Source organism: Variovorax sp. BGA-UO-ETr-C22 (assembly GCF_059567965.1).
Genome location: NZ_JCAQPA010000011.1, coordinates 2,911,811 through 2,938,481, shown reverse-complemented (window position 1 = coordinate 2,938,481; position 26,671 = coordinate 2,911,811). Strand labels below are relative to the sequence as shown.

Genomic DNA, 26,671 nt, shown 5'->3' with positions numbered 1-26,671 from the left:
CATCCCACACCCCTTCCCGGCGCGCCGCCCTGCGGCCCCTGGCAACGACCGAATGGCGGCCCGCATGGCGCAGCTGATGTCGCTGCTGGTGCAGAACGCGATCCTGGTGGTGTTTGCCGCCAGCTTTGCCGCGCGCCTGGGCCTGCCCGTGCCGGCCGCGGCCGTGCTGGTCGTCACCGGCGCGCTGCTGGCGGCGGGCGACGTGTCGGTGGTCGGCGTGGTGCTGGCCGCCGTGGTCGCCAACCTGCTGGGCGACGGCGCGTGGTTCTATGCCGGGCGCCGCTTCGGCTACCGCTTCATGCGGCTGCTGTGCCGCATCTCGCTGTCGCAGGACTCCTGCGTGCGGCGCGGCGAATCGCTCATTTCCGACTGGGGCGGCATGTCGCTCGTGGCCGCCAAGTTCGTGCCCGGCGTGTCCGTGGTGGCGCCGCCCATGGCCGGCGCGCTGGGCATGTCGGTGCGGCGCTTTGTCGGCTTCGACATCGTGGCCGCGCTGGTCTGGACGGGCCTGTTCCTCGGCCTGGGCTGGCTCTTTCGCGACCAGATCCAGCAGGTGCTCGCCGTGCTGGCGCAGGCCGGCGGCATCGCCACCGCCGCGCTGGGCGTGGTGCTGCTCGTGATGCTCGCCGTGCGCTACTGGCGCCGCCGCGCCTTCGCGCGGCTCACCGGCATGCCGCGCATCAGCGTCGACGAGCTGTTCGACCTGATGAGCGGCGACGTGCCGCCGCTGGTGATCGACGTGCGCGGCGAAGCCGGCGTGCAGGTCGACCCGCGCCGCATTCCGGGCGCGCTGTCGTACACCCTCAAGGCGCTGCAGCAGCGCAACCTTGACCTCACCATCGACCCCGACCGCGACGTGGTGCTGTACTGCAACTGCCCCAACGAAGTCTCGGCCGCGCAGGCCGCGCGCGTGCTGCTGGCGCGCGGGGCGCGGCGGGCGCTGCCACTGACGGGCGGGCTTGATGCGTGGGTGGCGTCGGGGCGGCCTACGAGCCTGCACTGACCCGCTTCGCTGCTGCTCATCGCAGCTGTTGTGTCATCGGGCACTGGAGAACGAGCCGGGCGGGCAGGGGTGAGTCCTGCCAGCCGGGGACGTCCTTCTTTCGGTAGGCCTCGAGCGACGGATAGCCATCGGCCGTCCAGTCGGTGCCATCCACCTGTTCGAGCGCGACGACTTCATACAAGCACTTGTCGCCGCGTGCCTTGAAGCGAAAGGCCATCCGCCGGGGTTCGCCGGGGCGGCTCATGTCCAGCACCTCATAGCTGCTGCGTGCGCAGCGGCTGAAACTCGACCGCCATTCGATGGTCTGGCTGCGCACGTGGAGCACACCGTTGCATGCCCGGCCCGTGCCGGTGAACTTCCCGGTGAATGTGTGGGCGTGCGCGGGACCAGCCATAACTGCTGAGCAGGCGAGTGCCAGGAGACGCCGCCCGATGTTTCGGCCTACTTGCATGCGGTTGCCTCGGAGCCTCTGCGAACGGCCGCCAAGGCATAGCCGAGCTTGTCTGCATACGTCGCATCGCCATCCACGTTGTAGTAAGTTGCCGCTCCCGATACCGTGATGGGCTTCCAGCCTGTGATGACCCTCTGAACCGAGGCCCTCTGGTAGTGCAGCACCTCGCCGGGCTGAAGCATGTGTGCGAACGGATTGAGCCGCTTCATCACCTCTGGCGTGCTGCCTTTCGCTCTGGCGATGCTGTTCAGGGTATCGCCAGCTTTCACGACGACCTGATGGGTGCGGGTGTCTGCATCGGGCACGCTCTGAAAGGAGAAATTGGCCATGCGCAGCAGCAGATAGCCGATGCCCGCCCGGATGTTGTCGGCAGGCGCGCGGCGCACGCCGTCGACGGAGAGGCTTCTGCGGTAAGAGGGCGGGAGGATCAGGTCACCGCCGTCCTTGCCACCCAACAGCGCCTGGAGGCCCAGATCTCCTGTATTGCCGATCTGCATCGGGCGGGTCTTCCACTGCGGCCGTTTGGCCCCCGTTTCGACCCACAGCATGGCCTTCACCAGGCGCCAGTCCAACGGGACGTAGCCCTTGGTTCGAGAGAGGTGCATGTCGTATTCATGGACGGCCGAGCGGATCTCGCAGTCGTGGCTGTTCCACTTGTTGTCGGCGTTGTCGATGCCGCGCTTCCAGCCTTCATTCTCTGTCTCGGCTGCCGTCGTCTTTTGCGTCTTGCGCATACGTGCTCCCTCTTCCGTTTGTTGATGTCCCCGTGTTGTAGGCCGGTTCGGCGCTGCACACTGTCACCCAACGTCACCCGGTCCTTCTTCCCCGGAATTTCTCCGCGAAGCCGCGAGGTCAGCTCCCCGCCCACCCCCAGTGGTAGTCTCCCTCCCCGATGAACCTCCGCACCAAGATCGTCGCGCTGGCCGTTGCGCCCCTGCTGGTCGCGCTGGTGCTCGTGGCCCTGGCTGTGCGTCACCAGGAACACGACCTGGCCCAGCGCGAGCGGGCGCTCATCGAGCGCAGCTACATGGCCCAGCGCCGCAGCGAGCTGCGCAGCTACGTCGACCTGGCCGTGAGCAACCTGCTGCCGCTGTACGAGTCGGGGCTGGACGACGAGGCCACGCGCACCGAGGCCCTGCGCCGCCTGGCCACGCTCAACTACGGCGACGACGGCTACTTCTTCGTCTACGACATGGACGGCAACTCGCTCATGCACTCGCGCCAGCCCGAGCTGGTCGGCCAGAACCTGTGGAACCTGCGCGATTCGCACGGCCGCTTCACCATCCAGGAGCTGATCAAGGGCGCGCGCGACAAGGGCGGTGCCTTCGTCGAGTACGAATGGCGCAAGCCCTCCAGCGCGCAGATGGCGCCCAAGCTCGGCTATGTCACCGCGCTGCCGCGCTGGAACTGGATGGTCGGCACCGGCCTGTACCTGGACGACATCCAGTCGACCATGGACACCCTCGACCGGCAGATGAACGCCAACGTCACCGCCACGCTGCTGTGGATCGCCGGCATCGCCGCGCTGTGCCTGGGCGTGGTCAGTGCGGCCGGGTTGCTGCTCAACCTCAGCGAGCACCGCACCGCCGAGGCCAAGCTGCGCCTGCTCGCGCGCCGCGTGGTGCAGTCGCAGGAAGAAGAGCGCGGCCACCTCGCGCGCGAACTGCACGACGGCACCAGCCAGACGCTGGTGTCGGCCAAGCTGCTCATCGAATCGGCCGTGGAGCAGCTCGACCGCGCGCACCAGTCGCCGCCGCCCGCGCTCGGCAAGGCGCTGCAGCGGCTGAACGATTCGCTCACCGAGGTGCGCCGCATCTCGCACCGGCTGCGCCCCGCGCTGCTCGACACCCTGGGCCTGCCCGCCGCGTTGGAGCGCCTGGGCGCCGAGTTCGGTGAAGAAGGCGGCGTCGACGCATCGATCATGGTCGAGGGCGAACCCTTCGAGCTGTCGCAAGAAGCCAAGACCGCGCTCTTTCGCGTCACGCAGGAAGCGTTGACCAATGTGCGCAAACACGCGCGTGCGCAGCAGGTGCACATCGCACTGGGCTTCGACGAAGAGGCGGTGCGCCTGGAGATCAGCGACGACGGCGTCGGCTTCAACGTCGAGGCCATGCAGCTCGACCCGCATCGCGGCATCGGCCTGCGCAACATGCGCGAGCGCATGGAGTCCATCGAAGGCCGGCTGCGCATGCGCTCGGGCCGGGGCCACACCTCCATCGTGGCCGAAGTGCCCGTGCGGCGCGCAAAGCCAGAATAGCGGCCATGAAAGAAGACCCCGCCGCTGCTGCTCCTGTTGTCGTGCGCCTGTTCCTGGTCGACGACCACCCGCTGGTGCGCGACGGCCTGCGCGCGCGCCTGGGCGCCATGCCCGGCCTGGAGATCGTGGGCGAGGCCGGCAGCGCGGCCGAGGCGCTGGCACTCATCGGCCCCGCGCAGCCGCACCTCGTGCTCATGGACGTGGGCATGAAGGACATGAACGGCATCGAGCTGGCGGCGCTGCTGCTGCAACAACAGCCGCAGCACCAGAAGCCCGCGCCGCACATCGTGATGCTCAGCATGTACGACAACCCCGAGTACGTGCAGAAGGCCCTGCAGGTCGGCGCGCGCGGCTACGTGCTGAAAGACGCGCCGGCGGCGGAGATCGTGGCGGCCATCGAGGCCGTGTCGGCGGGCGGCACCTTCCTGAGCCCGGCCGTGTCGAAGAAACTCTTTCGCAACCAGACCCCGCGCCCGCTGCTCACGCCGCGCGAGAGCGAGATATTGAGCGCGCTCGGCCGCGGCGAATCGAGCAAGCAGATCGCGCGCGACCTCGGCCTGAGCGTGCGCACCGTGGAGGCGCACCGCCAGAGCATCAAGCGGCGCCTGGGCATCGAAGGGCAGGCGGAGCTCATCAAGTACGCGGTGGAACACGCGCGGGAATTCGGCGGGCAGGGCTGAGGCGCTGCTGTCGATGCGGGGCTCGGGCCCTGCTTTCAGGGCCTGACTGTCAGGGCTTTGTGAATCGCCGCTGCCGCAGTGCGATTACTTGCGCGAACCGCGCATTCCTCGGCGAAATATCTCTCTGCGCCGGGCGGGACTTCTCTACAGTGAATGCCCCTGTGATGAAACGACCCGCTATGGGGGCGAGGAGGGCAGCACACACCACACCACGGACCACTGACTGATTGAGTGAATGAATGAACCGCGTCGCCTCACGGCGGGCCATCGATGCAGATCGATCGATGCGAACGTGAGGCACAAAAGGCGACGGCCACGGTGCGCGAACACCATGACCGTCTAACCAAATGACGTGCACAAACTTTGGAAAGCGAGCACACCAATGGCTGATCGAATTATGGCTCGGGCTCCCCGGCCGACTTCTCCCCAAGCAACCACCCCCAGCGCAGCAGACCTGCTGGAGTGCAAGCTGGAACAACTGAACTCACTGCTGTGGTGCTGCTACGGCGCCGGCGATGGCTGGTTTGAAGATGCGGGGGCAGGGCATCGGGACAACCTGCTGTGGATCGCTTCCGATTTGGCGCGGGATGCGGCGGCGTTGTTTCAGGAGAGTGGGGGAGGGTGAGAGTTTGGCGCCGGTATTGGATACCGGGGTGGCTGCTTCAGACTGATTGCTGCCGCTCGGGGCGATATGCGTCGAGGGCGGCTTTGCGACCCGGCGGGGACTTCCGCCTCGCAAATCTGCCCGAGCCGTCTGACTGAAGTAGACACGAACCAGCCGGTGCGCGCGTGTCAATAAACGGAGGTTCCAAACGCTCTGTGGCTTGGGCGACTGCTCGCATGCGTTGTGTCTTCAGTCTCGCCAAAGCGACGCAACAAGGCACATACGGTCGGTTGCCCAGGAGGCTCTACAGCATGGTTGTCGATGTCAGTTCGCAGCGTCTCGTCGAGCGTTGGCGTGTCGCCCCTGGCCAGTCGAACTTCGATCGACCACACAATTGCGTCACGAAGGATTTTCGGCATGCTGCGCCCACTGAGGTAAGTCCGAAGCAGCGACTCGGCGGTGAACTGGGAAGGTGTCATGGGCCCCTCCGTTGAAGAAGTTGAAGTCGCCACACTACCGCGCAGGAGATTTTTTGACCGTGCGCTGGCGCACAGACCGAAAACAAAAGGCGCGCGATGATCTGGTTGACGGCCATCCGGCGCTGGTAGAGGAAGCTTAAGCACCCGCCCATCAAGAGCGGCACCTCGATGCCGGCGGGCCGTCACCTCGCTGGATTTCATGGCAAAGGCCAAGCACTTGGGCCTGCGGAGCGATCAACTCCCGTTGTCTTACGGCCGCGAAGCGCCAAGCGTGTGATAGTGCACAGCCGCCCCCAAGAAAGATTCTCGCAATGTCCGATGCTCCCTACTTTCATGATGCCTCTGGCTCCGTCCGCTTCTGGGTGGACCTGGAAGGCAACCGGTTCGTGAGTGCCAGCGTCGGGAGCCAAGCGCTGCGCTATCACTTTCACACATCCGAGAGCGCCGATCCGCTTGAAACCTTCGGCCACCATGTCGAAGAGATTGAAGCTGCGGTGCGGCGGCGTCTCTCACAGGGGGCCATGGAGCCGGTGATGCTGCGGGAGAACGATCTTCATGTTCCTGCCGTGTGAATGGCAGGAAGGCCGCTTGTCATGAGATCAACCGTGCGTAGTTGCGCTGGTTGGCCCGATAGCAATCGCACGCCGCATTTTCCAGTCCCTGGCGATCCGTGATCGTGATGGCGCCACGGCGGTATTCGATCAGCCGACGCTCGTGCAGTGCCGTCGCTGCATTGGTGATGCCGACCCTGCGCACCCCCAGCATGCGACCCAGTACTTCATGAGTCAGTGCCAGGTGTGCGGAGTGCGCGCAATCCTGCGTGGTCAGTAGCCACCGCGCCAGGCGCTCCTCGATCAGATGGAAGCGGTTGCACAGGCCCGAGCGGCCCAGTTCCATCAGCAGCACACAGACGTAGCGGTTGAGAACACGCCTGAGCATCGTGTTGTGCTCCAGTTCCTGAGCAAAGGACTGCGCTGTCAGGCGCCAGGCCAGACCGCCGCCTTGAACGAACGCTCGCAACGGTGCGCTCTGAACACCCAGCGACAGTTCGTAGCCCAAGGCGCCCTCGTTGCCCACCAAGCCTGTTTGCAGGCCGTCGTGGCCGTCCGCCGTGGAAACCAGCGAAACAAAGGCGCTCGTGGGGAAGTGGATGTGGTGGATGGCATCGCCCGGCTCGTAGAGCGTCTGGGCCGCGGCCAATGGCACGCTCTCGCATTTTTCGAGCAGACGCGCCCTCACCATCGGCGGCAGCACTTCGAGCAGACGGTTGTGAATGGGGCGGGTCGGATGGGATGTCACAGAGCCCCTGGTGAGAGGGGCCAGCGCGAAAATGCGTGACCCGCCGCATTGTTGCCGATGCGATGGCTCACGTCTGTGCGGCGGCGCACCGAGCGTGACCGTCGGCGCGGCGAATCAGCTTGCCACTTGGCGAGGCAGCAGCCGATCCGTTTCGCGCTTCACGACCTCATAGCATTCACACACCTGCTGTTCCAGGCCCGGGCGGTCGAGCACCGTAATGTGACCTCGGGCGTACTTGATCAGGTTCAGGCGCTGCAACTTGCCTGCCGCCTCCGTGACGCCTTCGCGTCGCACGCCGAGCATGTTGGCGATCAGCTCCTGCGTCATGACCAGTTCATTGCCCGGCAATCTGTCCAGGCTCAACAACAGCCAGCGGCACAGCTGCTGCTCGAGCGAATGATGCCGGTTGCACACCGCCGTTTGCGACATCTGGGTGATGAGCGACTGGGTGTAGCGCAGCAAGAGGTGAAGCAACGGCCCCCCCTTGTCCGTCAGCTCCTGAACGTGGGTGGCACTCAGCCTGAAGGCCTTGCCTGCACTTTGCACCACGGCACGATTGGGGGTGCTACCTCCGCCCATCAGGAGCGACACGCCCACCATGCCTTCGAAGCCGACGACCGCGATCTCCGCCGACTGCCCGTTCTCCAGCACGTACAGCGGGGAGACGATGCAATCGACGGGGAAGAAAACGTGTCGCTGCACCACCCCCGACTCGTAGAGCACCTCCCCGAGACGCAGCGGCACCAATTCCAGGAACGGCTCCATTCGGGCCATCACCTCGAGAGGGATGGCATCCAGCAGTTCGTTGTGTGCGGCGGCCCGACGCAACGAAGAAGAACGAGGAGGCAATGCCATGGGCGAGATCTGCTTCCAAATTTTCATGATTCTGCGACTGAAATCCGGCGTCTGTGCGCTGGCGTACCAATCGTCGGGACATTTTTTTGGGGGGCTTGGTGCGCCAGCGAACAGTCAGGGACTCACTTTCTGGCTAGCGTGGGCCCCCCCAGAACCTCGCTTTGGAGAGCAACCCCATGTACGCCATGAGCCCCGCGGAAATCGACACCGAGAACCTGGCGCGCACTTGCTTGTACGGCCGTCAATTGCCCCGAATCCTGTACCGACCGGTGCGTGGGTTTCGGGCGCATGGTTGGGTGGCCGCACGTTCTCAGCAGTCAACGCTGCCGCCCAACACAGACCCGGGAAATCCAATGCCTATACATCTGCTTCGCCGCTTTTGCCGCGCGCGACCGCCTGTGCCGACCGATGATCTGGAGGAGACTCGAATGCGCGGAGTGCTGCGCAGCGCGGGGCTGAACGAGGCCGAACCTCCGTCCCCCGCTGTACCCACGTGGGCGAGTCGTCTGTTCAGGCCGGGCCACCGTGATGCGCGTGACGCCCAAAAGGCATGCTGCATCGGAACAAGCGCATTGAGCCCGTAGCATGGCCAAGCTTCTCGTGCACACAGCGACGGTGACTCTCAGCTTGCCCTTCGACATTGACGCGGACGCCGAAGTCGCAGCCCTTCGCGGCGCAGGAATCCCCGTTGATGCGCTCGGCAACGCAGAGTCTGGCTACCTGTTCGTGAGGCTCGCCAACAACCGCTGCGACAACATCTTCCGGTGGTTTCCCAACAAGAAGTTCTCAAAACCCTGAGAGGCTGCATTGATCTCTACGTCGGCGGCGAATGGCAGCAGGGATTTTCGGGGGTAGATTTTTCTGACGCGGGAGGCTACCCCTTGCTTACGGCCGGCGATCTTGATTGGGGGGGCCACATGGGCTCATGCGAGTGCGATGCGCCATTGAACTCAAAGCAGACGTCCGTCGCTTCGCGGTCGATTTCTACAATCGCTGCGAAGCGGACTTTCTCGACTGCTGGTTGTAGGACGGCATAGGGCCCACTGCGGTCTTCCGACATTGTCCAAAGCTGCCGGTCGTCGCGCCACTAAGAGACATCTCCTTCCACGCATTGTCTAGCCAGGCACGCTGAATAAAACCCAACCATGTCCGCCGCTGTAGTCCCACGCCCCCAGTGCACCGCTTGCCTGCGCCCGCTCAGCGCCTGCATTTGCCGCTGGGTCGCGCCCACTGCCCACACGGTGGAGGTACTAGTGCTGCAGCACCCGTTGGAGGTACACCAGGCCAAAGGCAGTGCCCGCCTGCTGCACCTCAGCTTGGCGCACTGCCGCTTGGTGGTGGGTGAGGCATTTGCCGTACCCGTCTGGCCGGAGGACGGCAAGCACACGCTGCTGCTGTACCCGGACAGTCTGCAAGATACCGCCCCGGACCTGCGAGTCCCACCCCCGCTACCGCCCGAGTGGCCGCAAGCCCCATCGCGCCTGCGCCTGGTCGTGCTGGACGGCACTTGGCGCAAAAGCCGAAAGATGCTCTACCAAAGCCCGCCACTGCAACAGTTGCCCCGCTTGGCCCTGCACAACCTGCCGCCTTCGCACTACCGTATCCGCAAAGCCCATGGGCCCGACCAACTGTCCACGCTGGAGGCGACCTGCTACGCCTTGTGCCAACTGGAAGGCGGTGCGGCGCGGTTCCAGCCCTTGTTGAATGCCTTCGACGGGTTTGTCGAGTACTTGGAGCAGGCTGGCGGGCAGCGAAACGCGCAAACTGATAAGCCCTGCCCTCGATCAAGGGATACAGGGTTCATTCAAGCGACCAGGTGAATGTCCGGTTGTGGCCGATAGTACCTATTCGTCTCGCAGGCGCCAACGACGGCAATCGCTGCATTGCCGACATTGCGGAACTACGAAACGGATCTGAGCGATCTTGCTTTGATACCCTGTAAGTTGTACCTGCCCGAAGCTTCTCGTGATGCCCGACCTCCCTTTCAGCCCCGCCGCCGACCGCAACAAACAACCCATCCTCGATGCCCTGACTCACATCCTCGGTGAGCGCGGCACCGCCTTGGAAATCGCCTCCGGCACAGGCCAACACGCCGCCTGTTTCGCCGCCGCCATGCCTTCATGGACCTGGCAGCCCACCGACGCAGACGCCCGCTCGATCCCCGCGATCGCCAGTCGCGTCGAGCAAGCCGCGCTGCCCAATCTGCGTCCACCGCTGCTGCTCGACGTGATGGCGCCGCAGTGGCCCTCGCAAGGCCCCGCGTTCGTTCAGGAAGGCGAAGAGGAAGAAAAGTTCGACGCCATCTACTGCGCCAACATGCTGCACATTGCACCCTGGCCCACCTGCGCCGCGCTCATGGCCGGTGCCGCGCGGCATCTGCGTGCCGGCACCGGCGTGCTGATCACCTACGGGCCTTACTTCGAAGACGAAGCACAGCACGGCCCCACGGCACCGAGCAATCTGGCGTTCGACGAAGACCTGCGCGCGCGCAATCCCGCGTGGGGCATTCGTCGTCTCGACGACGTGGTGGCGGAGGCGCGTCGCGTCGGTCTCGCATTGCGCGAGCGGCACGCGATGCCTGCGAACAACCTGCTGCTGGTCTTCGGCTTCAGTTGATGGCGATGAAGGGCGAGGGCATTGTCGCCCGCCAAGGGGCTCTGCATTGCGATCCGGCCCACTCGCGCTAGAGTCGGGCCACGTCCACAAGACCGGCCTGCGCCCATGCTCGACACACCATTGCCGACGCCTCCCCATTCCCCCGCATCGCTGTCGCTGCTGCAGCAGCGGCTCCTGTTCCGACTGATTCCCGCCGTCACCGCCTGCCTCCTGGCCATCGGCTGCGCGAGCCCGCCGTCGACGCGTGCGCCCGGTGGTTCGGTTCCGAGCAGCAACATCCCGCCGTTGACGTCGGAGCAGTCGAACAGCATCACGATCCATGCGCTGGGGCTGGTCGGCACGCCGTACCGCTATGGCGGCAACTCGCCCGAGGGCGGCTTCGATTGCAGCGGGCTCATCGGCTACGTGTACCGCCACAGCGTGGGGCAGGTGCCGCCGCGCACGGTGTCGCGCATGGCGGGCTTCGGTCGGCCGGTGCCGATGTCGGAGCTTCGCTCGGGCGACCTCGTGTTGTTCGGCTCGGCGTCGCCCACGCATGCGGGCATCTATGTGGGCGACGGGCGTTTCGTGCACGCACCGTCCACGGGCGGCGAGGTGCGGCTCGACCGGCTCGACGGCGTGTACTGGTCGCGCCAGCCGACGCAGGCGCGCCGGCCCGGCTGATCCGGCGAACCCGGCTCGCGCGTTACGCGCGCGGCGACTGCACGTGTTCCGGCCGCACGCCGATGCCCACGGCGCGCGCCGGCAGGGTGCGCAGCCACGGCCAGCGCCCCAGCAGGCGCAGGGGCCAGGGCATGGGGCGGGGCGCGGTCGATGCAGCTGCCTTGCGGCTGAGCACGGGCATCAGCACGCGGTCCTGCACGAGCCGCTGCGCGGCCTGGGTGACGCGCACGGGCCATTCGCGGCGGCGCTGCAGCTGGGGCAGCAGGTTGTCGATTTCCTTGTCGGTGGCGCTGCCGGCCAGCGACGCGGCCAGCAGGTTGGCGGCGGCCACGGCGTCCTGCACGGCGAGGTTGATGCCGACGCCGCCCACGGGCGACATGGCGTGCGCGGCGTCGCCGATGCACAGCAGGCCGGGGCACGACCACGATTCGAGCCGGTCGACGGTCACTTCGAGCAGCTTCACGGCCTCCCAGTCGGGCAGGGCCTCGGGCAGGCGCGTGGCGAAGAAGGGCGCGATGCGCGCGATCTCGGCGTGGAAGGCGGCAATGCCGCGCGACTGCAGTTCGGCGCTGCCGCCCTTGCGGATGACGAAGGCGCATTGCCAGTAGTCGCCGCGGTTGAGCGTCACCAGGAGGTGGCCCGCGGCGATGTGGCCGCCGGTGGCTTCGGGGTCGCCGGGGAGCTTGGGAAGGCGCATCCACAGCACGTCGATGGGCGCGCCGTAGCTGATGTGCGGCAGCGCCGCCGCGTCACGCAAGGTGGAGTGGCGGCCGTCGGCGGCCACGATGAGGGAGGCGTGCAGCTCGATGTCCTTCGGGCCGCCGCTGTCGGGGCTGCGGGCGCCGACGCGCACTTTCACGCCGTTGACGCGGCCCTTGTCCTGCAGCAGGCCGATGGCCTCGGCGTCGGTCCACAGCTCGAAGCCGGGGTAGCGCCGCGCCTCGTCGCACATGAAGTCCAGGAACTCCCACTGCGGCATGAGCACGAGGAAGCGGGCGTGCGTGGGCAGCCGCCTGAAGTCGGCAATGGTCACGCCGCGGCCCTCATAGGTGCCGCGCAGTTCTTCGATGCGGTTGTGCGGGCGCTGCAAGAAGGCGTCGAGCAGGCCGAGTTCGTGCAGCACTTCGAGGGTCGAGGGGTGCACGGTGTCGCCCCGAAAGTCGCGCAGGAAGTCGAGGTGTTTCTCGAGCACGACGACGGGCACGCCCGCGCGCGCAAGCAGCAGGCCCAGCACCATGCCGGCCGGGCCGCCGCCGGCGATGCAGCAGCGGGGCGACGTGGTGGGAGCGGGCGCAGAGGTGGTGTGGGTGTCCATGGCTCCGATCGATCCGGTCGCGCCATGGGTGGCGTGGCCTGTGGGGTGCGCGGTGCATGCACTGCGCGGCCGGACCCGCCGGGGCCCGGACCTCAGGGCTGCATGAAGCTCACGCTTTGGGCGATGAGCACGCCGTCGACCACGCGGTCGCCGACGACGGTCACGCGCTTGCCGTTGCCCAGGTCTGCGGCGGTGCCGTTTTCGAAGATGGTACCGGAGCCGCCGGCATCCACGCGCTGGCCGCGCACGGTGAAGTCGGCGGCCGACACGTAACCGCCGATGGCGCCGATCACGGTGAACGACACCGGACCGCCGGTGCCGGGCACGTGGCGGATGCGCAGTTTCTTGACCACGAGCACCTGGCCCGAGAGGAAACCGTCGACCTCGACCTTCACGCCGTTGCCGATGGAGCCGCTGGGCCCGCCGGTGATCTGGGCGTTGCGCGCGTCGATCTTGTTGCCCAGGACGCGGAAGTCGCCGAGCGCGGCGAAGTCGGTGATTACGCCGGCCAGCTGCAGCGCGATGCCGTCGGCCGAGGGAATGGCGTACCAGCCCTGCACCTGGGTGGCGGTGAAGCGGCCGGCGGCCGGTGCCGCCGTGCCGCGCACGCGGACGATGGCGCCGTTGGCCAGGCTGGCGGCGTCGATGCCGGGGCCGAAGGCGGCGCTGGCGAAGTCGACGGTCAGCAGGCCGAGCGTGAACTGCTGGCCGCCGCGGTCGAGGTTCTGCACGGTGCCGGTCACCAGCGGGGCGGTGGTGGCGGGCGCCACCTGGACGCGCGTGGCGCGCAGGATGCCCGGGGCGGCGGGCAGGCCCCACACCTGCACCACGGCACCGTCGACGAGGTCGGTGGCGCCCTTGGCGTCGCCCCAGACGGTGGCGTTGTCGGTGCTCACGCGGGCGCCCATCACGGTGAAGCTGCCGTCCTTCAGGTCGATGGCCGACACGGCGCCGCGCAGCTCGGCGGCCGAGACGACCGTGGCGGCGATGCCGTTGTTGAAGTCGGCGTCGACCTTGCCGGCGATGCGCGCGCTCATGCCGATCTGCAGCTCGGTGGTGTCCTCGAGGCTGAAGGTGGCGCTGTCGGTGTTGTAGCGCAGGCCGTTGAGGATCACGCTGCCCAGGCCGTCGGCTGCGCCGATGCCGGCGGCGTCGGCGGTCACGCCGGTGCCGCCGGAGCCCACGCCCGAGCCGTCGCCGTTGGTGTTGCCGGCGGTGCTGTCGCCGCCGCCGGTGCTTCCGGTGCTGCCGTTGCCCGTGCCGCTGCCGGAGCCGGCGTCACCCGAGCCGCCGTCGCCGCCCCCACCGCCGTTGCCGTTACCGGTGGCCGTGGTGCCGGCGGTGCCGAAACCCAGTGTGCCGCCGCCTCCACTGCCACCGCCGCCTCCCCCGCAGGACAGAAGCAGGGCCATGGCGCCGGCCATCAGCAGGCCGCGCACGAGTCGCAAGGAGAGGGGAGGCGTGTTCATCGGGGGGACTCGTTGTGCTGGGGCGCGCCGGGGGCGGGCGCGCCTTCTTCGTCTTCGTAATACGTGTAGATGCCGACGCGGATGCGTGCCTTCGCGGTGGCCTTGGCCTCGGGGGGCACGCGGTCGACGGCTTCGGTCATCTCGCGGGCCAGCTCGTGGTGCAGGCCGGCCCAGCGTTCGCGCACGAGGCGTTCGATGGCCGTGCAGTCGGCCAGCGTGAGCCCGCGCGCGTACACGGCGCGCTCGAGCATGCGGGGCGTCTCGCCCAGGGTGTTGGAGACGGCGGCCAGCAGGTGGTCGCGGCCGTTGTCGCCCAGGAAGGCGAGCATCGACTGCAGGTCTTCCACCGGCACGAAGCCGTCGGCCGTGAGTTCGGCGCTGCCGTCGCTCTCGGCCACCATCTGCAGGCGCACCAGCTCGTCGAGGATGGTGCGGTGGTGCACGTTGCCCCGGCTGGCCAGGCGGGCCACGCGCTCGAACGAGGGCCCGTCACCCTCGGTGACGACGGGCAGGCGGCGCAGGGTGTCGTCGTCGGTGGTCATCTGTAACCACAACGTAAAAGTCTTGGCGGCCGCTGACAGCTCGGTGTGGGGCAGCGGGTCGACGGTGGCGCGGACCTTGGCGGTGACGACCTTGCGGTTCAGCCCGGTGGTGACCGAAATCTGGCTGAGGTTGGGCTTGGTCACGCCCTGGGCGCGCCAGGTGCGCTGGGCTTCCTCGATGAGCAGGTCGCGCAGCAGGGCTTCGAGGTGCGGGTGCTTGACGCCCATGCCCAGCGCCAGCCGGACCACGGGCCTGAGGATGCGAGCGCAGGCGGCAAGGGCCCAGTCCAGCCGGTGTTCCATGAATGCGGGAGCGTTGTTCCTGGTGATGGTCGTCAAGGCAAGAGAGGCGGGACCGGCGCCCGGGCTTGCCACAGGGCCCTATTGTCGTTCGTCCGGCGGACCCCCTCGGCCGGCCGGGGTCAGGTCGCGGCGCAGGTGCCGCCGCTGGACCGGGTGACGGTGGTGCGTCCCGTGGCGCTGATGCTCACGGCGCGCGACTGGTCGGCGCTCGGGGTGGCGCGGCAGATGGTGATGCTGCTCCGGCCGGCGCCCAGGCCGGTGGCCTGGAACACGATGGCGCTGGCGCCATCGGCCTCGCGCAGCCGGTAGCCGCTGGCGGCCGCGGGCTCGACGCGCAGCACCTGCGTGTCGCTGCGCACGATCCAGCCGGCTTCCCACTGCCCGTTGGTGCTGCAGCTGGTGCCGTTGGCCGAGGCGCACAGGGTGACGGGCGCGTTGCGCTTGATGGCCTCGCTGCGCGCCAGCTGGCTGCCGGCGACCAGCGCGGTGCTGTAGCTGCTCAGGCGGGTGGACAGCCGGATGCCGTCGAACGAGGGCACGGCAATGGCGATCAGCACCACCAGCACGGCCAGCGTGACCATCAGCTCGATGAGCGTGAAGCCGCGCGGCCGGTTGCGGGCCTGCCTGGGGTGGTGGTTGCGCATGCGCGGGTGCACGGCTTTACTTCTGGATGAACCAGTAGACCCGGCCCTTGGGCTGCTTGAAGGCGGCCTTGGGGGCGGTGCCCTTGGGGCTGAGGAAGGAGTCGGGGTTGGCGCCGATCACCACGTCGCGCATGCCGCCGTTGCCATCGAGCTGCACGCGGAATACGGCAGGCGAGGGCGCGAGGCCGCCGCCCACCACGTTCTGGAAACGGCCGTTGGTGCCCTGGGCGGCGGCATCGACATACGACACGTTGTAGACGCGTGCGGTGCCGAGGTCGGCCTTGCACGTCTGCGTGTTGGGGGCGGTGGGCGTGTGGGTGTTGAAGGTGGTGGTGCCGTAGGCGGTGACCGAGCCGGTCACGACCTGCTCGCCCGCGGCCAGTGCAAGGTACCAGCCCTTCTTGGTGGCGAGGTCGGTGGACGTCGGGTTCTCGGCGGTGGTGATGGCCTGCAGCGAGGCATGGCACAGCACCTCGTTGCCGGTGCCGCAGCGGTCGGCCTCGCTGGTCAGCCAGGTGCCGGCGGTGGGCTTGTCCACGAGCATGTAGAAGCGGTTGGACACGCCGAGCGCGACGTTGTAGTAGCGCAGCGGCTTCTCGCGGTCGCCCGAGCCGAGCAGCACGACGTACGCGCCGTTGTCTTCCAGCACGTCGGGCGCGAACATGAACTTGCGGTTGGGCGTGCAGGTGGTCACGGTGTCGCAGCCGAGCGAAGCAATCTTCGTGATGCCCCAGGCGGACGGTGCCGCGCTGCCGATGGCGATGCGGTACACGTTGCCGCCCAGGTCGGCGGCATAGGCGATCTTGGCGACGCCGAGCGCGTCGGTGACCACCGTCACTTCGCCGACCACGGGGCGTGCCGTGGTGAACATCTTGAGCTGCGCTCCGGTGTCGGCGTCGAGCACGTAGATGCGGTTGCCCTTCACGCCGCTGCCGCAGGCCTGGGCGGCGCTGTTGGTGTCGACGTCTTCGCACTTGTCGTAGCCGCCGCCGAAGATCAGCAGCGGACTGTTGGCGCTGCCGTAGCCGTTGGCGCGCAACACCTTCGGGGCCGACCAGGTCTGGCCGATGCCGTCGAAGTCGGTGTCGCAGCCGGTGTCGTCGTTCTGGTTCGGGCAGCCCTTGCGCCACTTGAGCGTGGGCGTTGCGGGCGAGGACACGTCGAAGGCGTAGATCAGCCGGCCGCCGCGGCGCATGCTGGCATAGAGCCAGGTGTTGCTGCCCTGGCGGTAGGCGGCCACGGGACCGTCCATGCCATAGGGCTTGGGCGCCACCGCGCCCATGCTCACGGGCAGCTCGGGGAAGTTGATGCGCGTGCTGTTGTCGTACAGGCGCTTGAGGCTGCCGTAGAACTCGGGCGGCATGAACGACCACAGCTCGGAGCCTGCGGCGGCCCCGCCGATGGCCGTGTTGCGGTTGCCGTTGATGGCGCGCAGCACACCGTCGTTGCCGCCGTAGAACACCACCACCTGAGGTGCGGCGTCGGTGCCGTAGTTGATGGCCACCGGGCGCGAGTGCACCACGTCGCCGTGCACCGAAGGCCGCATGGCGCTCGAGGGCACTGGGTTGCCCTGGGCGTTGGGCCTTTCGTCGCCCAGGTTGTCCAGGCCGCGCACCCAGTTGATCAGCTTCGCATGCTCGGTGGCGTCGGCCGTGCCCAGGGCGGCGCGGGTGATGTCGGTGTTGCCGGCGTTGAACGCTGTGAGCGCCGTGCAGCCACCAGGCGCACAGGTCTTCATGTTGCGGCTGTCCGGCAAAATTCCGCGCAGCATGTAGCCTTGCGCGCCTTTCTCCACCACGTTGCCGTCGGGGCTGTCTGCGGCCTCTTTGCCAATGCAGTCGCCGGACTTGCGGAAGCTCCAGTAGGTGTCGGTGGTGCTGGGGGCCGGCGTCCAGAAGGCGCGCGCGCACGGTGCCACGAAGCCGGTCTGGTTGTTGATGGCGTTGGCGCCAACGGCGTCCTGCAGGACCAACTGGTTGCTGCTGTCCAGCCCGAGCTTGTACTGCTTGAGGTTGCCGTTCCAGCGCGGAAACGCGTCCTGGTCGGGGCGGAACATGCCGACGAACACCTGGTTCAGGTAGGTGCCCTGCGTGTTCACGCTCACGGGCAGGCTCACCGAGGAGAACACGCTGTTGACCGACTGGATCTTGCTGAAGATGTCGTCCAGCGCTTCGCCGAGCGCGGCGCCGAGTTCGGGCTTGCCGGTGATGTCGTAGTACTCGCCCTTGCTCTCCTTGGCGACGCTCTGCATCAGCGCGGTCCAGCCCGGCCCCTGGCCCTGGTCGGCCTTGGCGGCCTCGATGGTGTAGACCTTCACGCCCATGTTGGTCTGCAGGAAGCGCGCCCATTCATCGGCCGTGTTGTCCTGCGAGCCGCTGGTGCCCAGGGTGATCTGGGCGGTGCTGCCGCCGGCGGCGCGCAGCGCCTCGTTCGACAGCTGGTTGTCGTTGTTGTTGTCCTGCGCCGCGCCGTTGCTGATGTAGATGACGAACGTGCCGGTGCAGTTCTCGGTGCTCGGGCCGACGTAGGCGTTGGCGTTGAAGCTGGCGAGCGCGTTGCGCGGCAGCGCATAGATGGCCTTCGATGCCGCGGTGCCGCTCACGTTGCCGGCGTAGTCGGTCTTGACCTTGCCGTTGCCGGCGATCGGCGCGCCGCTGGACAGGTAGCGGTAGACCTCCGCCATGGTCTTGCCGGCCTTGCCGCCGTTGGACTTGTCGCCGACCTTGTCGAGGCCTCTGATCATGGCGCTGTACTTGTCCTTGGTGGGTGCATCGAGCGTGCGGACTGCGGCGCGCACGTAACCACCGTCGGTGTTCGAGTTGCCCTGGCCGGTCTCCGTGAACATCATCAGGCCGACCTTGAACCGGGCGTCCTTCAGGCTGGCGAATGCGTTGGAGAGCGCGGCGATCTCGGCCGTGAAGGGCTGGTTCCAGTTGGCCGTGTTGTCCAGCACGAACAGCACGTTGGGGGACTGCGCGGCGACGGGGTTGTAGCCCACGAAGAGATCGATGTCCTCCGCCTGCGCAGCCTGTATCGGCAGCGCGAGCAGCACGGCGGCCCACAGCGTGGTGAGTAGTTTCCTTGTCATGGCGGGGACCCGTTCATCGTCGTGGTTCAAGAGGCGGCCGGCGCGGGTTCGGCTGGCGCGACCGGCGGCGGCGCGCACAGCGCTTCGAACTGCGCCTTGTTGAGCAGCGCCCGCACGCCCTGGCGCACGGAGGTGGTGGTGCCGGTGGCGCCGGGGGTGGTGTCGGTCACGGTGGTGCTGATGTCCCACACGGCGTTGTACTGGTCGGGCAGGGCCGCGAGCCCCGAGCCGCTGCTGGAGGCGCCGCCCGTGATGCCGCCTGGGCCCGTGCTGCCGCCGCCGCCGCTGTCGACGGCCTTGGTGGCGCGCACGCACACGGGCGGGGCGACGGTGACCTTGTAGTCGTCCACGCCGTCGTTGTTGATGTCGACCATGCTCACGGTGCCCTGCGGCGGCGCGAGCGACGGGGTGCCGTCGCTGCCGGGCACCAGCAGGCTGGCCGCGACCTCCTCGATCGCGCGGTTGGCGGCGGCCACGGCTTCGTTGCGGGTCTGCAGGTTGCCCACGGCCTTGAGGTTGGCGCCGCTGAGGTTGAAGGCGGCGGTGACCACGAGCGTGATCAGCAGCAGCATGATCATCCCGATGATCAGCGCGGCGCCGCGCTGGGTCTGGGTGGAGCGGCCGGCGTGCACGCGTGGCTTCATGGCGTTTCCCTCCGGCCGGTGACGTTGGTCAGGCGCACGGTGGTCGCGAACGCGTGCCGCTTGTAGTGGTCGTTGAACGGCGCGAGCGTCGCAGCGCCCATCTGGTACCTGCGCGTGTCGGTGTGGCCCGGCGAGATGGTGGTGGCGCGCGCGAGCACATACAGCTTCACGGCCACCGCGTTGACCAGCTGGTCGGCGGTGCAGGTCGCGCCGCAGTGCACGAAGGCGCCGTCGGGGCTGCCGTCGCCGCGGTTGGAAGGGGTGGACTTGTTCGCCGGGTCGGCCCAGGCGATGGCCTGGGTGTAGTTGACGGCGGCGCCGGTCTTGCTCAGCGTGTCCAGGCCGAGCTCGACGCGAAAGCCCTCGACGCCTTCGATCAGCGCCGTGGGCGGCTGCTGCGCGAGCGTGCCGCCCACCAGGTCGAAGCGCGAGCGCGCCAGCGTGGGAATTCCGTCGTTTTCGGCCTCGGCGTAGTCGCGCACGTAGTAGATGTCGGCCACCAGTTTGCGCTTGGGCGAGGCGCTGGTGCAGTCCTTGAGGAACATCTGGTCGAAGGCGCCGGTCGAGAGGTCGAACGACGAGGGCTTTTGCGTACCGCAGAGCGACGACTGGAAGTACATCGCGCCGGCCACGTCGGCGTCGCAATGGGGCGTGCCGGGCAGGCAGGTTTCGGCATGGCGCACCACGAGGATGTCGGTGCCGGTCTTGTGGTGCGTCAGCAAGTCGGTGCAGGTGGCCGGCACGCTGCTGTAGACCTGCACGGGCAGGTCGAGCAGCTGGCGCTTGTAGTCCTCGGTCCAGTTCGCCGCCGAGTAGGCCAGGCACGGGTCGGGCACGTTGCCGGTGGGCACGTGCGTGGGCGCGGCGCTGACCGTGAGGTCGTCGAACTCGGGCATGTAGTTTTCCCAGAAGCCCGCGTGCGAGATCTCGTTCTCGAGCACGAAGATGCTCAGGCGCCCGGTTTCGATCTGGCGGTTGACGCGTTCCATCTCGCGCTGGGAGCCGCTCACGTTGAGGAACAGCGTGAGCAGCGCGGCCATCACGATGAGCATGATGGTGATGGCCACCATCAGCTCGATCAGCGTCAGCCCGCGCTGGGCGCGGCGTGCGGTGAGGCGCGGGTTCATGAGAGCGATCCGATGCGCACGAGCGTGGTCACGGTGCGGCGGCACAGGTCGTTGATGCACTTGGAGCCGGTGCCGCCGTCGTAGAGGTCCTTGCCGCAGGCCACGCCGGCCGGTGGCGCCGAGATCGGGCCCAAGCCCTGCCAGGCGACGGTCACGAGGTACTCGTTGTTGCCCATGTCCTGCACGCAGCCGCGCCCGCCGATGACGGTGCCCAGCTTGTCGTTGCCCGAGAACTCGGCCGCGCCCTGCAGCGCGTTGCACCACTCCCTGGCGTCGATCTGCTGGCGCGTGCCGGTGCCGGTAGGGCAGGCATCGGTGCCGCCCAGCGGTGCGCTCGTGGCGTAGCTGGCCGCCACCCGGCGGTTGATGGCGATGCGGTTGGCCATGTCGTTGAGCAGGATCAGCGCCTGCGAGCGCTGGTACGACTCCATCTCGGAGGCCTGCAGCCGGGCCTGCAGGCCCACGAGGCCGAACAGGCCGAAGGCCAGCACGAGCAGGGTGACCAGCACCTCGATCAGCGTGGCGCCGCGCTGGCGCCGCAAGGCGGGGCTCACCATTTGTTGGACGGCGTCTTCACGCCTTCGCTGGTGAGCCCGAGGTTGCCGTCGCCCACCTGGCTGCCGATTGCGGTGAAGGTGATCGCGAAGGTGGGCGGGCCGGACTCCTGCAGCGCGACGTCGTAGCTGTAGTTGCTGCTGACTTCGGCGGGCAGGCTGTAGCCGCTGGCAGTCAGTGCCGTCTTGTCGGCGTAGCCGCGGTTGGCAATGAGGAACTGCTGCTGCCGGTTGGCGATGTCCATCATCTGCGCCTGGGCCGCCGAGCGCTTCGAACGCACGATGTACTGCCGGTAGCTGGGCAGGGCGATCGACGCCAGGATGGCCACGATGGCCACCGTGATCATGACCTCGATCAATGTGAAGCCGCGGGGGGCGCGCGCCTGCGAATGCTGGGTCATCGTGGACTCGTCAGAGATGTTTCACATTGTTAGTGAATGTGAATTTATCACATCTAATGTGAGCGCAACGGTTTTGCGGCGCTTCTGATGGCTGTCGGGCGGAGGCGATTTGGGCGCAGATAGGGGTTATCCATTAGGCAATTCCACCCGGCCAGCCCGCGCAGTGCGACGGATGCGGCCCGGCGGCGGGCGGGGAACACTCGCCCGGTTCATATCGAGGAGACATCCGCATGCCCAACATTCGCCGCCATCTGGTGTGGCTGGCCGTGGCCGTGCTCGGCGCTTTTGCGCTGGGCACCGTCGCCCTGAGCCGGGGGGAAAGCATCAACGCCCTCTGGGTCGTGACCGCCGCGCTCTGCACCTACCTGATCGCCTACCGCTACTACAGCCTGTTCATCGCCGACAAGGTGCTGGGGCTGGACGCCAACCGCAAGACGCCCGCGCACCGCCACAACGACGGCCTGGACTACGTGCCGACCGACAAGAACGTGCTGTTCGGCCACCACTTCGCGGCCATCGCGGGCGCCGGCCCGCTGGTGGGCCCGGTGCTCGCCGCGCAGATGGGCTACCTGCCCGGTTTGCTGTGGGTGCTGGCGGGCGTGGTGTTCGCGGGGGCGGTGCAGGACTTCATCATCCTGTTCATCTCCACGCGCCGCGACGGTCGCTCGCTGGGCGACCTGGTCAAGCAGGAGATGGGCGTGGTGCCCGGCATGATCGCGCTGTTCGGCACCTTCATGATCATGATCATCATCCTGGCGGTGCTGGCCCTGATCGTGGTGAAGGCGCTGGCCGAATCGCCGTGGGGCAGCTTCACGGTGGCCGCGACGATTCCGGTGGCGCTGTTCATGGGCGTGTACCTGCGCTACATCCGCCCGGGCCGCATCGGCGAGGTGTCGGTGATCGGCTTCGTGCTGCTCATGGCGGCCATCTTCGGCGGCCAGTGGGTCAGCCAGCACCCGGTGTGGGGCCCGGCCTTCACCTTCGACGGCAAGGCGCTCACCTGGATGCTCGTGGGCTACGGCTTCGTGGCCGCCAGCCTGCCGGTGTGGCTGCTGCTGGCGCCGCGCGACTACCTGTCGACCTTCCTGAAGATCGGCACGATCATCGCGCTGGCCATCGGCATCGTGGTCGTGATGCCCACGCTGCAGATGCCCGCCATCACGCAGTTCGCGCAAGGCAACGGCCCGGTTTGGTCGGGCAGCCTGTTCCCGTTCCTGTTCATCACCATCGCCTGCGGTGCCGTCTCGGGCTTCCACGCGCTGATCTCTTCGGGCACCACGCCCAAGATGCTGGACAACGAACGCCACGCGCGCTTCATCGGCTACGGCGGCATGCTGGCCGAATCGTTCGTCGCCGTGATGGCGCTGGTGGCGGCCTCGTGCATCGAGCCGGGCATCTACTTCGCGATGAACAGCCCGGGCGCGCTGGTCGGCACCACGGTGCAACAGGCCGCGGCAACGATCTCCGGCTGGGGCTTCGTGGTCACGCCCGAGATGCTGCTGCAGACGGCCAAGGACGTGGGCGAGACCACCATCCTCGGGCGCACCGGCGGCGCGCCGACGCTGGCCGTGGGCATGGCCCACATCCTTCACCAGGTGATCGGCGGGCAGGCCATGATGGCCTTCTGGTACCACTTCGCGATTCTGTTCGAGGCGCTGTTCATCCTCACGGCAGTGGACGCCGGCACGCGCGCCGGCCGCTTCATGCTGCAGGACCTGCTGGGCAGCTTCGTGCCCGCGCTCAAGCGCACCGACTCGCTGCCGGCCAACCTGATCGCCACCGCGCTGTGCGTGGCGGCCTGGGGCTACTTCCTGTACCAGGGCGTCGTCGATCCGCTGGGCGGCATCAACACGCTGTGGCCGCTGTTCGGCATCTCCAACCAGATGCTGGCCGCGGTGGCGCTGATGCTGGGCGTGGTCGTGCTGTTCCGCATGAAGCGCGAGCGCTACGCCTGGGTGGCGGCGGCGCCGGCCGTGTGGCTGCTGGCCTGCACGCTGACGGCGGGCTGGCAGAAGATCTTCTCGAGCGATCCGAAGATCGGCTTCCTGTCGCACGCAGCCAAGTACGCCGACGGCCTGGCCAACGGCGTGCTGATCGCGCCGGCCAAGACGCCCGAAGCCATGTCGCGCATCGTCTTCAACGACCGGCTCGACGCGGCGCTGTGCGCGCTCTTCATCTTCGTGGTGCTGAGCGTGCTGGTCTACAGCATCAAGGCCTGCCTGGCGGCCCGCGCCGCCAACCGGCCGACCACGCAGGAGACGCCGTTCGAGGCGATGGGCGCGGCCTCGTCCGCCGCCCACTGACCGAGCGGAAGCACGCCATGGGCCTTGCCATGCCGGAAGCCGGGCGCTACATCGCCCGCTCGATCAAGCAGTCGCTGCGGCTCATGGTCGGGCTGCCCGACTACGACGTCTACCTGACGCACATGGCGGCCACCCACCCGGACCGGGCGCCGATGAGCTACGAGGAGTTCTTTCGCGAGCGGCTCGAGGCGCGCTACGGCGCGGGCAAGGGCCGCTGCTGCTAGCGGCAGTCGGCTGACAACAACGACAAAGGGCGCACACGGTGCGCCCTTTTTCATGTCACGAGGCGTCGAGGATCTGCGCCATCCGCAGCGCCGCCGGCGAGAGCGGCCGGTTCTTCAGCGCCAGCCGGTACAGCGGCCGCGACAGCACCGCGCCCGGCAGCTTCAGCTCGCGCAGCGTGCCCAGCGCGAGCATGTCGGCCACCACCACGCGCGGCAGCATCGAGATGCCGACGCCGCTGGCCACGGTGCGCGCAATGGCTTCGTTGCTCGCCATTTCCATCCACGGCGGCGCGTCGATGCCGTGCGCCGCGCACAGCGCCTCGGTGGCCTGGCGCGTGCCCGAGCCCGGCTCGCGCAGGATCCAGTTCTGCCGGCCGAGCAGCGCGGCCGTCACGCCGCGCCGGGGCAGCGCGGCGTCGGGCGGCGCGACGATGGCGAGCGGGTCGGTGGTCCATTCGCGCACCTCCACGCGCTCTTCGTCCACCCGGCCCTCGACCAGCGCGAGGTCGATGCGGCATTCGAGCAGCTGCTCGCACACCCACTGCGTGTTGCCGACCGTGACGCGCGGCACCACCGCCGGATAAGCCGCGCAGAAGGCCGCGATCTGCGGCGGCAGCCAGTAGCTCGCCACCGTGGTGCTGGCGCCCAGCGTGAGGCTGCCGCGCTGCACGCCGACGCGCGCACGCACGTCGTCCAGCGCCGCGCGCTCCATCGCGAAGATGCCGCGCGCGTGCGTGAGCAGCGACGCGCCCGCCTCGGTGAGCCGAAAGCCCTTGCCTGCGCCGCGCTCGATGAGCGTCAGGTCGAGCTGGTGCTCCAGCTCGCGGATGCCCTTGGACACCGCCGGCTGGCTGATCCACAGGCCCTCGGCCGCGCGCGAGAAGCTGCCCGCCTCGGCCACGGCGACGAACAGGCGCACCAGGTGCAGGTTCAGGGTCATAACTTAACTTCATGCATCGGTGAAGTTTATGTCTTTGACTCATGTGGTGTCGATTCCTAAGCTCGGGTCCATGTCCTCCCTTGCCGCCTCCTTGCCCGGTTTCTCCTTTGTTCGCCGCTGCGGCCCCGGCGTGTTGCTGTCTGCACTGCTGGCGGCCGCCGCCGCGCTGCTGGCCGAATGGCCGCCGATGGTGCACCTGGGCCTGAGCGCGCTGACGCTGGCCATCGCGCTGGGCATGGTGGCGGGCAACACGGTGTTCCCCGCGGTGTCGGCGCGCACCGGCGCCGGCGTGGACTTCGCGCGCAGCGCCTTGCTGCGCGCGGGCATCGTGCTCTACGGCTTTCGCATCTCGCTGAGCGACATCGGCGCCGTCGGCTGGCCCGGCGTGCTGATCGCGATGGCGATGGTGGCGCTGACCTTCGGCCTCGCCGTGCGCATCGGCACGCGCTGGCTGGGGCTCGACCGCGAGACGGCCGCGCTCATCGGCGCGGGCAGCGCCATCTGCGGTGCCGCCGCCGTGATGGCGACCCAGCCCGTGGTGCGCGGCGAGGAGCACAAGGTGTCGATCGCCGTCGCCACGGTGGTGGTGTTCGGCACGCTGTCGATGGTGGCGTACCCGCTGGTCTATCCGTACCTCGGGCTCACGGAACATGCCTTCGGTCTCTTCGCGGGCTCCACCATCCACGAGGTGGCGCAGGTGGTCGCGGTCGGCGAGGCCGTCAGCCCTGGCGCGGCCAACGCGGCCGTGGTCGAGAAGATGCTGCGCGTGATGATGCTGGCGCCGTTCCTCATGGGCCTGTCGTTCCGCGTGGCGGCGTCGACGCCGGGCGCGGCGAGCCTGGGTTCCTGCTGGCGCCAGGTGCGCGTGCCATGGTTCGCGGTGCTGTTCATCGCCGTGAGCGCCGTGCATTCGCTCGACGTGCTGCCACATGCCCTCGTCGCCGCGCTGGTGCAGCTCGACACGCTGCTGCTCGCCACCGCCATGGCCGCGATGGGCCTGCGCACCAGCGCCGCCAGCCTGCGCAAGGCCGGGGCGCAACCGCTCAAGCTCGGGGCGTTGCTGTTCGTGTTCCTGACGGCCGGCGGCTATGCGGTGAACGCGGCCGTGCTGGCGATGTTCTGAACGAATTTCGCGCAGGGCTCAGGCGGCGCCTGAGGCGTCCTGCGTGAATTCCAGTTTCTCCTGCGCGCGCCTTCGCGGGACCATCGGTGCCACGCAACCCGTGGAGAAAAACCGATGTCATCCGAACTCAACCAGATCGCCAGTTGGTCGCTGCGCTGGCGCATCTTTCTGTCAGGCACGCTGTGCCTCGTCGCCGCCATCGCTGCGGCCAAGCCCTTCGACGCGAACGTCGACCTGCAGACCGAGCAGCGCTACCAGCTCGCCCTCGAAGCGCAGGCCGCGCGCGACTACCGCACGATGCTCGAGCAGCTGCGCCAGGCCGCCACCGAAGGCCATCCCGAGGCGCAGGAGATGCTGGGCATGGTGCTGCTGACGGGGCCCACGCTGTACGGATCGGCCGTGAAGGCCGACCGCTGCGAGGCGCGCACGTGGATGCTGCGCGCCGCCGGGCAGGGCAGCGAAACGGCCCGGGTGCAGCTGGCGTTTCTCAACAGGCTGCGCAGCGCGCCGTCCGGAAAGATCGCCTGCGGTTGATGGCGGGGGCTGTGCGGCCATACTCGGCGCTCCTTCACGAGCGCGCCGTTGCATGCCCACTCCTTCTCTCGCGAACCGACGCATGCGCACCGTGTCCTGGCTGCTGTCAGCGCTCGCGCTCGCCGGGTGCACGGCAACAGGCAACAAGCCCGACGCGACCGTCACCCGGACCGCCGACGGCTACGAGGTCACGCTCTACGCCACCCGGGGCCTGATGGTGCATGACCCTGTGTCGCTGATCTTCCACCGCAGCTACGAACTCGAATCCCGCATCCGGGTGCCGTCGATCGAAGGGCGCGTCGACGCAGCCGACGCCTCGGTGTACGAGGTGAGCGAATTCGACAAGGCGGCCGAGAAGAAGGCGCCTTCCACGCACTCTGTCGACCTCCGGCTGCGGGAGCACTACGAGAAGGAGCGCAGGCCGCGCCTCACGGGCGCGCTCGTTTTCTCGGGCAAGACGCTGACGGTCGACGTGCAAGCGGTGGGGCAGAACGGTTCGTCCCCGTATCCGTTCAACGGCACCTACCGCCTGAAGACACGACAGTAGCGGCGA

At 68.0% G+C, this 26,671-nt stretch carries 28 protein-coding genes; 14 read left to right on the top strand and 14 right to left on the bottom strand.

Annotated elements, in window-relative coordinates; genetic code table 11:
- Nucleotides 1-52 precede the first annotated feature (52 nt).
- Nucleotides 53-1,003, top strand: coding sequence for a VTT domain-containing protein (locus tag AC57B8_RS33985; RefSeq protein ID WP_496482067.1), 951 nt, complete (start codon nt 53-55; stop codon nt 1,001-1,003).
- A gap of 16 nt (nt 1,004-1,019) precedes the next feature.
- On the opposite strand, the gene AC57B8_RS33980 is transcribed toward AC57B8_RS33985, so the two are convergent.
- Together AC57B8_RS33980 and AC57B8_RS33975 are read right to left on the bottom strand one after the other, a co-directional pair.
- Nucleotides 1,020-1,319 (bottom strand): hypothetical protein, encoded by a 300-nt coding sequence (locus tag AC57B8_RS33980; RefSeq protein ID WP_495267287.1) that lies wholly within the window; start codon nt 1,317-1,319, stop codon nt 1,020-1,022.
- A 125-nt stretch (nt 1,320-1,444) separates the two neighbouring features.
- Entirely contained in the window at nt 1,445-2,188 is a 744-nt protein-coding gene (locus AC57B8_RS33975; RefSeq protein WP_496482066.1) for a LysM peptidoglycan-binding domain-containing protein, read from the bottom strand.
- A 158-nt stretch (nt 2,189-2,346) separates the two neighbouring features.
- Between AC57B8_RS33975 and AC57B8_RS33970 the strand changes: the two genes are divergently transcribed.
- From AC57B8_RS33970 to AC57B8_RS33955, 4 genes are all read left to right on the top strand, one after another.
- The gene (locus AC57B8_RS33970; RefSeq protein WP_496482065.1) at nt 2,347-3,711 is read left to right on the top strand and encodes a cache domain-containing protein; all 1,365 of its coding nucleotides are present in this window, start codon (nt 2,347-2,349) and stop codon (nt 3,709-3,711) included.
- A 5-nt stretch (nt 3,712-3,716) separates the two neighbouring features.
- A complete protein-coding gene (locus AC57B8_RS33965) occupies nt 3,717-4,391 on the top strand; it encodes a response regulator transcription factor (protein WP_496482064.1) in 675 nt (224 codons plus the stop codon).
- 382 nt (nt 4,392-4,773) lie between these two features.
- Nucleotides 4,774-5,016 (top strand): hypothetical protein, encoded by a 243-nt coding sequence (locus tag AC57B8_RS33960; RefSeq protein ID WP_496482063.1) that lies wholly within the window; start codon nt 4,774-4,776, stop codon nt 5,014-5,016.
- Nucleotides 5,017-5,785: 769 nt separating this feature from the next.
- A complete protein-coding gene (locus tag AC57B8_RS33955; RefSeq protein WP_062472160.1) occupies nt 5,786-6,046 on the top strand; it encodes a DUF1488 family protein in 261 nt (86 codons plus the stop codon).
- Nucleotides 6,047-6,065: 19 nt separating this feature from the next.
- Here AC57B8_RS33955 and AC57B8_RS33950 read toward each other — a convergent pair whose 3' ends face one another.
- Both AC57B8_RS33950 and AC57B8_RS33945 read right to left on the bottom strand, forming a co-directional pair.
- A complete protein-coding gene (locus tag AC57B8_RS33950; protein ID WP_062472158.1) occupies nt 6,066-6,773 on the bottom strand; it encodes a Crp/Fnr family transcriptional regulator in 708 nt (235 codons plus the stop codon).
- Between the two features lie 114 nt (nt 6,774-6,887).
- The gene (locus AC57B8_RS33945; RefSeq protein ID WP_496482062.1) at nt 6,888-7,628 is read right to left on the bottom strand and encodes a Crp/Fnr family transcriptional regulator; all 741 of its coding nucleotides are present in this window, start codon (nt 7,626-7,628) and stop codon (nt 6,888-6,890) included.
- Nucleotides 7,629-8,213: 585 nt separating this feature from the next.
- Here AC57B8_RS33945 and AC57B8_RS33940 point away from each other — a divergent pair.
- The 4 genes from AC57B8_RS33940 (at nt 8,214) to AC57B8_RS33925 (ending at nt 10,907) form a co-directional block, all read left to right on the top strand.
- On the top strand, nt 8,214-8,426 hold the full coding sequence (locus tag AC57B8_RS33940) for a hypothetical protein (protein WP_062472154.1): 213 nt from the start codon (nt 8,214-8,216) through the stop codon (nt 8,424-8,426).
- Between the two features lie 347 nt (nt 8,427-8,773).
- A complete protein-coding gene (locus AC57B8_RS33935; protein ID WP_496482061.1) occupies nt 8,774-9,448 on the top strand; it encodes a tRNA-uridine aminocarboxypropyltransferase in 675 nt (224 codons plus the stop codon).
- 148 nt (nt 9,449-9,596) lie between these two features.
- On the top strand, nt 9,597-10,244 hold the full coding sequence (locus AC57B8_RS33930) for a DUF938 domain-containing protein (protein ID WP_496482260.1): 648 nt from the start codon (nt 9,597-9,599) through the stop codon (nt 10,242-10,244).
- A 105-nt stretch (nt 10,245-10,349) separates the two neighbouring features.
- Nucleotides 10,350-10,907 carry a C40 family peptidase gene (locus tag AC57B8_RS33925; protein ID WP_369631810.1) on the top strand — a complete coding sequence of 186 codons (558 nt, stop codon included), beginning with the start codon at nt 10,350-10,352 and terminating at the stop codon, nt 10,905-10,907.
- A gap of 22 nt (nt 10,908-10,929) precedes the next feature.
- On the opposite strand, the gene AC57B8_RS33920 is transcribed toward AC57B8_RS33925, so the two are convergent.
- The 9 genes from AC57B8_RS33920 to AC57B8_RS33880 form a co-directional block, all read right to left on the bottom strand.
- Nucleotides 10,930-12,222 (bottom strand): FAD-dependent oxidoreductase, encoded by a 1,293-nt coding sequence (locus AC57B8_RS33920; RefSeq protein WP_496482060.1) that lies wholly within the window; start codon nt 12,220-12,222, stop codon nt 10,930-10,932.
- Between the two features lie 92 nt (nt 12,223-12,314).
- Complete coding sequence (locus AC57B8_RS33915) at nt 12,315-13,691, bottom strand: DUF5666 domain-containing protein (RefSeq protein WP_496482059.1); 1,377 nt, start codon at nt 13,689-13,691, stop codon at nt 12,315-12,317.
- Nucleotides 13,688-14,536: a DUF6502 family protein gene (locus tag AC57B8_RS33910; protein WP_492694320.1), complete on the bottom strand. Its 849-nt coding sequence runs from the start codon at nt 14,534-14,536 to the stop codon at nt 13,688-13,690. Before AC57B8_RS33910 ends, AC57B8_RS33915 begins: the two co-directional genes overlap by 4 nt.
- A 119-nt stretch (nt 14,537-14,655) precedes the next feature.
- Complete coding sequence (locus tag AC57B8_RS33905) at nt 14,656-15,192, bottom strand: GspH/FimT family pseudopilin (RefSeq protein ID WP_253252313.1); 537 nt, start codon at nt 15,190-15,192, stop codon at nt 14,656-14,658.
- A gap of 4 nt (nt 15,193-15,196) precedes the next feature.
- Nucleotides 15,197-18,268 (bottom strand): pilus assembly protein, encoded by a 3,072-nt coding sequence (locus AC57B8_RS33900; RefSeq protein WP_159278031.1) that lies wholly within the window; start codon nt 18,266-18,268, stop codon nt 15,197-15,199.
- Nucleotides 18,269-18,294: 26 nt separating this feature from the next.
- Nucleotides 18,295-18,912, bottom strand: a complete 618-nt coding sequence (locus tag AC57B8_RS33895) for a pilus assembly PilX family protein (protein ID WP_070061623.1) — start codon at nt 18,910-18,912, stop codon at nt 18,295-18,297.
- Nucleotides 18,909-20,039, bottom strand: coding sequence for a PilW family protein (locus tag AC57B8_RS33890; RefSeq protein ID WP_496482058.1), 1,131 nt, complete (start codon nt 20,037-20,039; stop codon nt 18,909-18,911). Before AC57B8_RS33890 ends, AC57B8_RS33895 begins: the two co-directional genes overlap by 4 nt.
- On the bottom strand, nt 20,036-20,596 hold the full coding sequence (locus AC57B8_RS33885; RefSeq protein ID WP_496482057.1) for a prepilin-type N-terminal cleavage/methylation domain-containing protein: 561 nt from the start codon (nt 20,594-20,596) through the stop codon (nt 20,036-20,038). Before AC57B8_RS33885 ends, AC57B8_RS33890 begins: the two co-directional genes overlap by 4 nt.
- A complete protein-coding gene (locus AC57B8_RS33880; protein WP_496482056.1) occupies nt 20,590-20,994 on the bottom strand; it encodes a type IV pilin protein in 405 nt (134 codons plus the stop codon). Before AC57B8_RS33880 ends, AC57B8_RS33885 begins: the two co-directional genes overlap by 7 nt.
- A 230-nt stretch (nt 20,995-21,224) precedes the next feature.
- Between AC57B8_RS33880 and AC57B8_RS33875 the strand changes: the two genes are divergently transcribed.
- Complete coding sequence (locus AC57B8_RS33875; RefSeq protein ID WP_095744137.1) at nt 21,225-23,297, top strand: carbon starvation CstA family protein; 2,073 nt, start codon at nt 21,225-21,227, stop codon at nt 23,295-23,297.
- A 17-nt stretch (nt 23,298-23,314) separates the two neighbouring features.
- A complete protein-coding gene (locus tag AC57B8_RS33870) occupies nt 23,315-23,521 on the top strand; it encodes a YbdD/YjiX family protein (protein WP_062472123.1) in 207 nt (68 codons plus the stop codon).
- Nucleotides 23,522-23,576: 55 nt separating this feature from the next.
- Here AC57B8_RS33870 and AC57B8_RS33865 read toward each other — a convergent pair whose 3' ends face one another.
- A complete protein-coding gene (locus tag AC57B8_RS33865) occupies nt 23,577-24,461 on the bottom strand; it encodes a LysR substrate-binding domain-containing protein (protein ID WP_095946697.1) in 885 nt (294 codons plus the stop codon).
- A gap of 70 nt (nt 24,462-24,531) precedes the next feature.
- Between AC57B8_RS33865 and AC57B8_RS33860 the strand changes: the two genes are divergently transcribed.
- The 3 genes from AC57B8_RS33860 (at nt 24,532) to AC57B8_RS33850 (ending at nt 26,665) form a co-directional block, all read left to right on the top strand.
- Nucleotides 24,532-25,584 carry a YeiH family protein gene (locus AC57B8_RS33860; RefSeq protein WP_496482055.1) on the top strand — a complete coding sequence of 351 codons (1,053 nt, stop codon included), beginning with the start codon at nt 24,532-24,534 and terminating at the stop codon, nt 25,582-25,584.
- 114 nt (nt 25,585-25,698) lie between these two features.
- The gene (locus tag AC57B8_RS33855; RefSeq protein WP_492734294.1) at nt 25,699-26,118 is read left to right on the top strand and encodes a sel1 repeat family protein; all 420 of its coding nucleotides are present in this window, start codon (nt 25,699-25,701) and stop codon (nt 26,116-26,118) included.
- Between the two features lie 52 nt (nt 26,119-26,170).
- On the top strand, nt 26,171-26,665 hold the full coding sequence (locus AC57B8_RS33850; RefSeq protein WP_496482054.1) for a hypothetical protein: 495 nt from the start codon (nt 26,171-26,173) through the stop codon (nt 26,663-26,665).
- Nucleotides 26,666-26,671 lie beyond the last annotated feature (6 nt).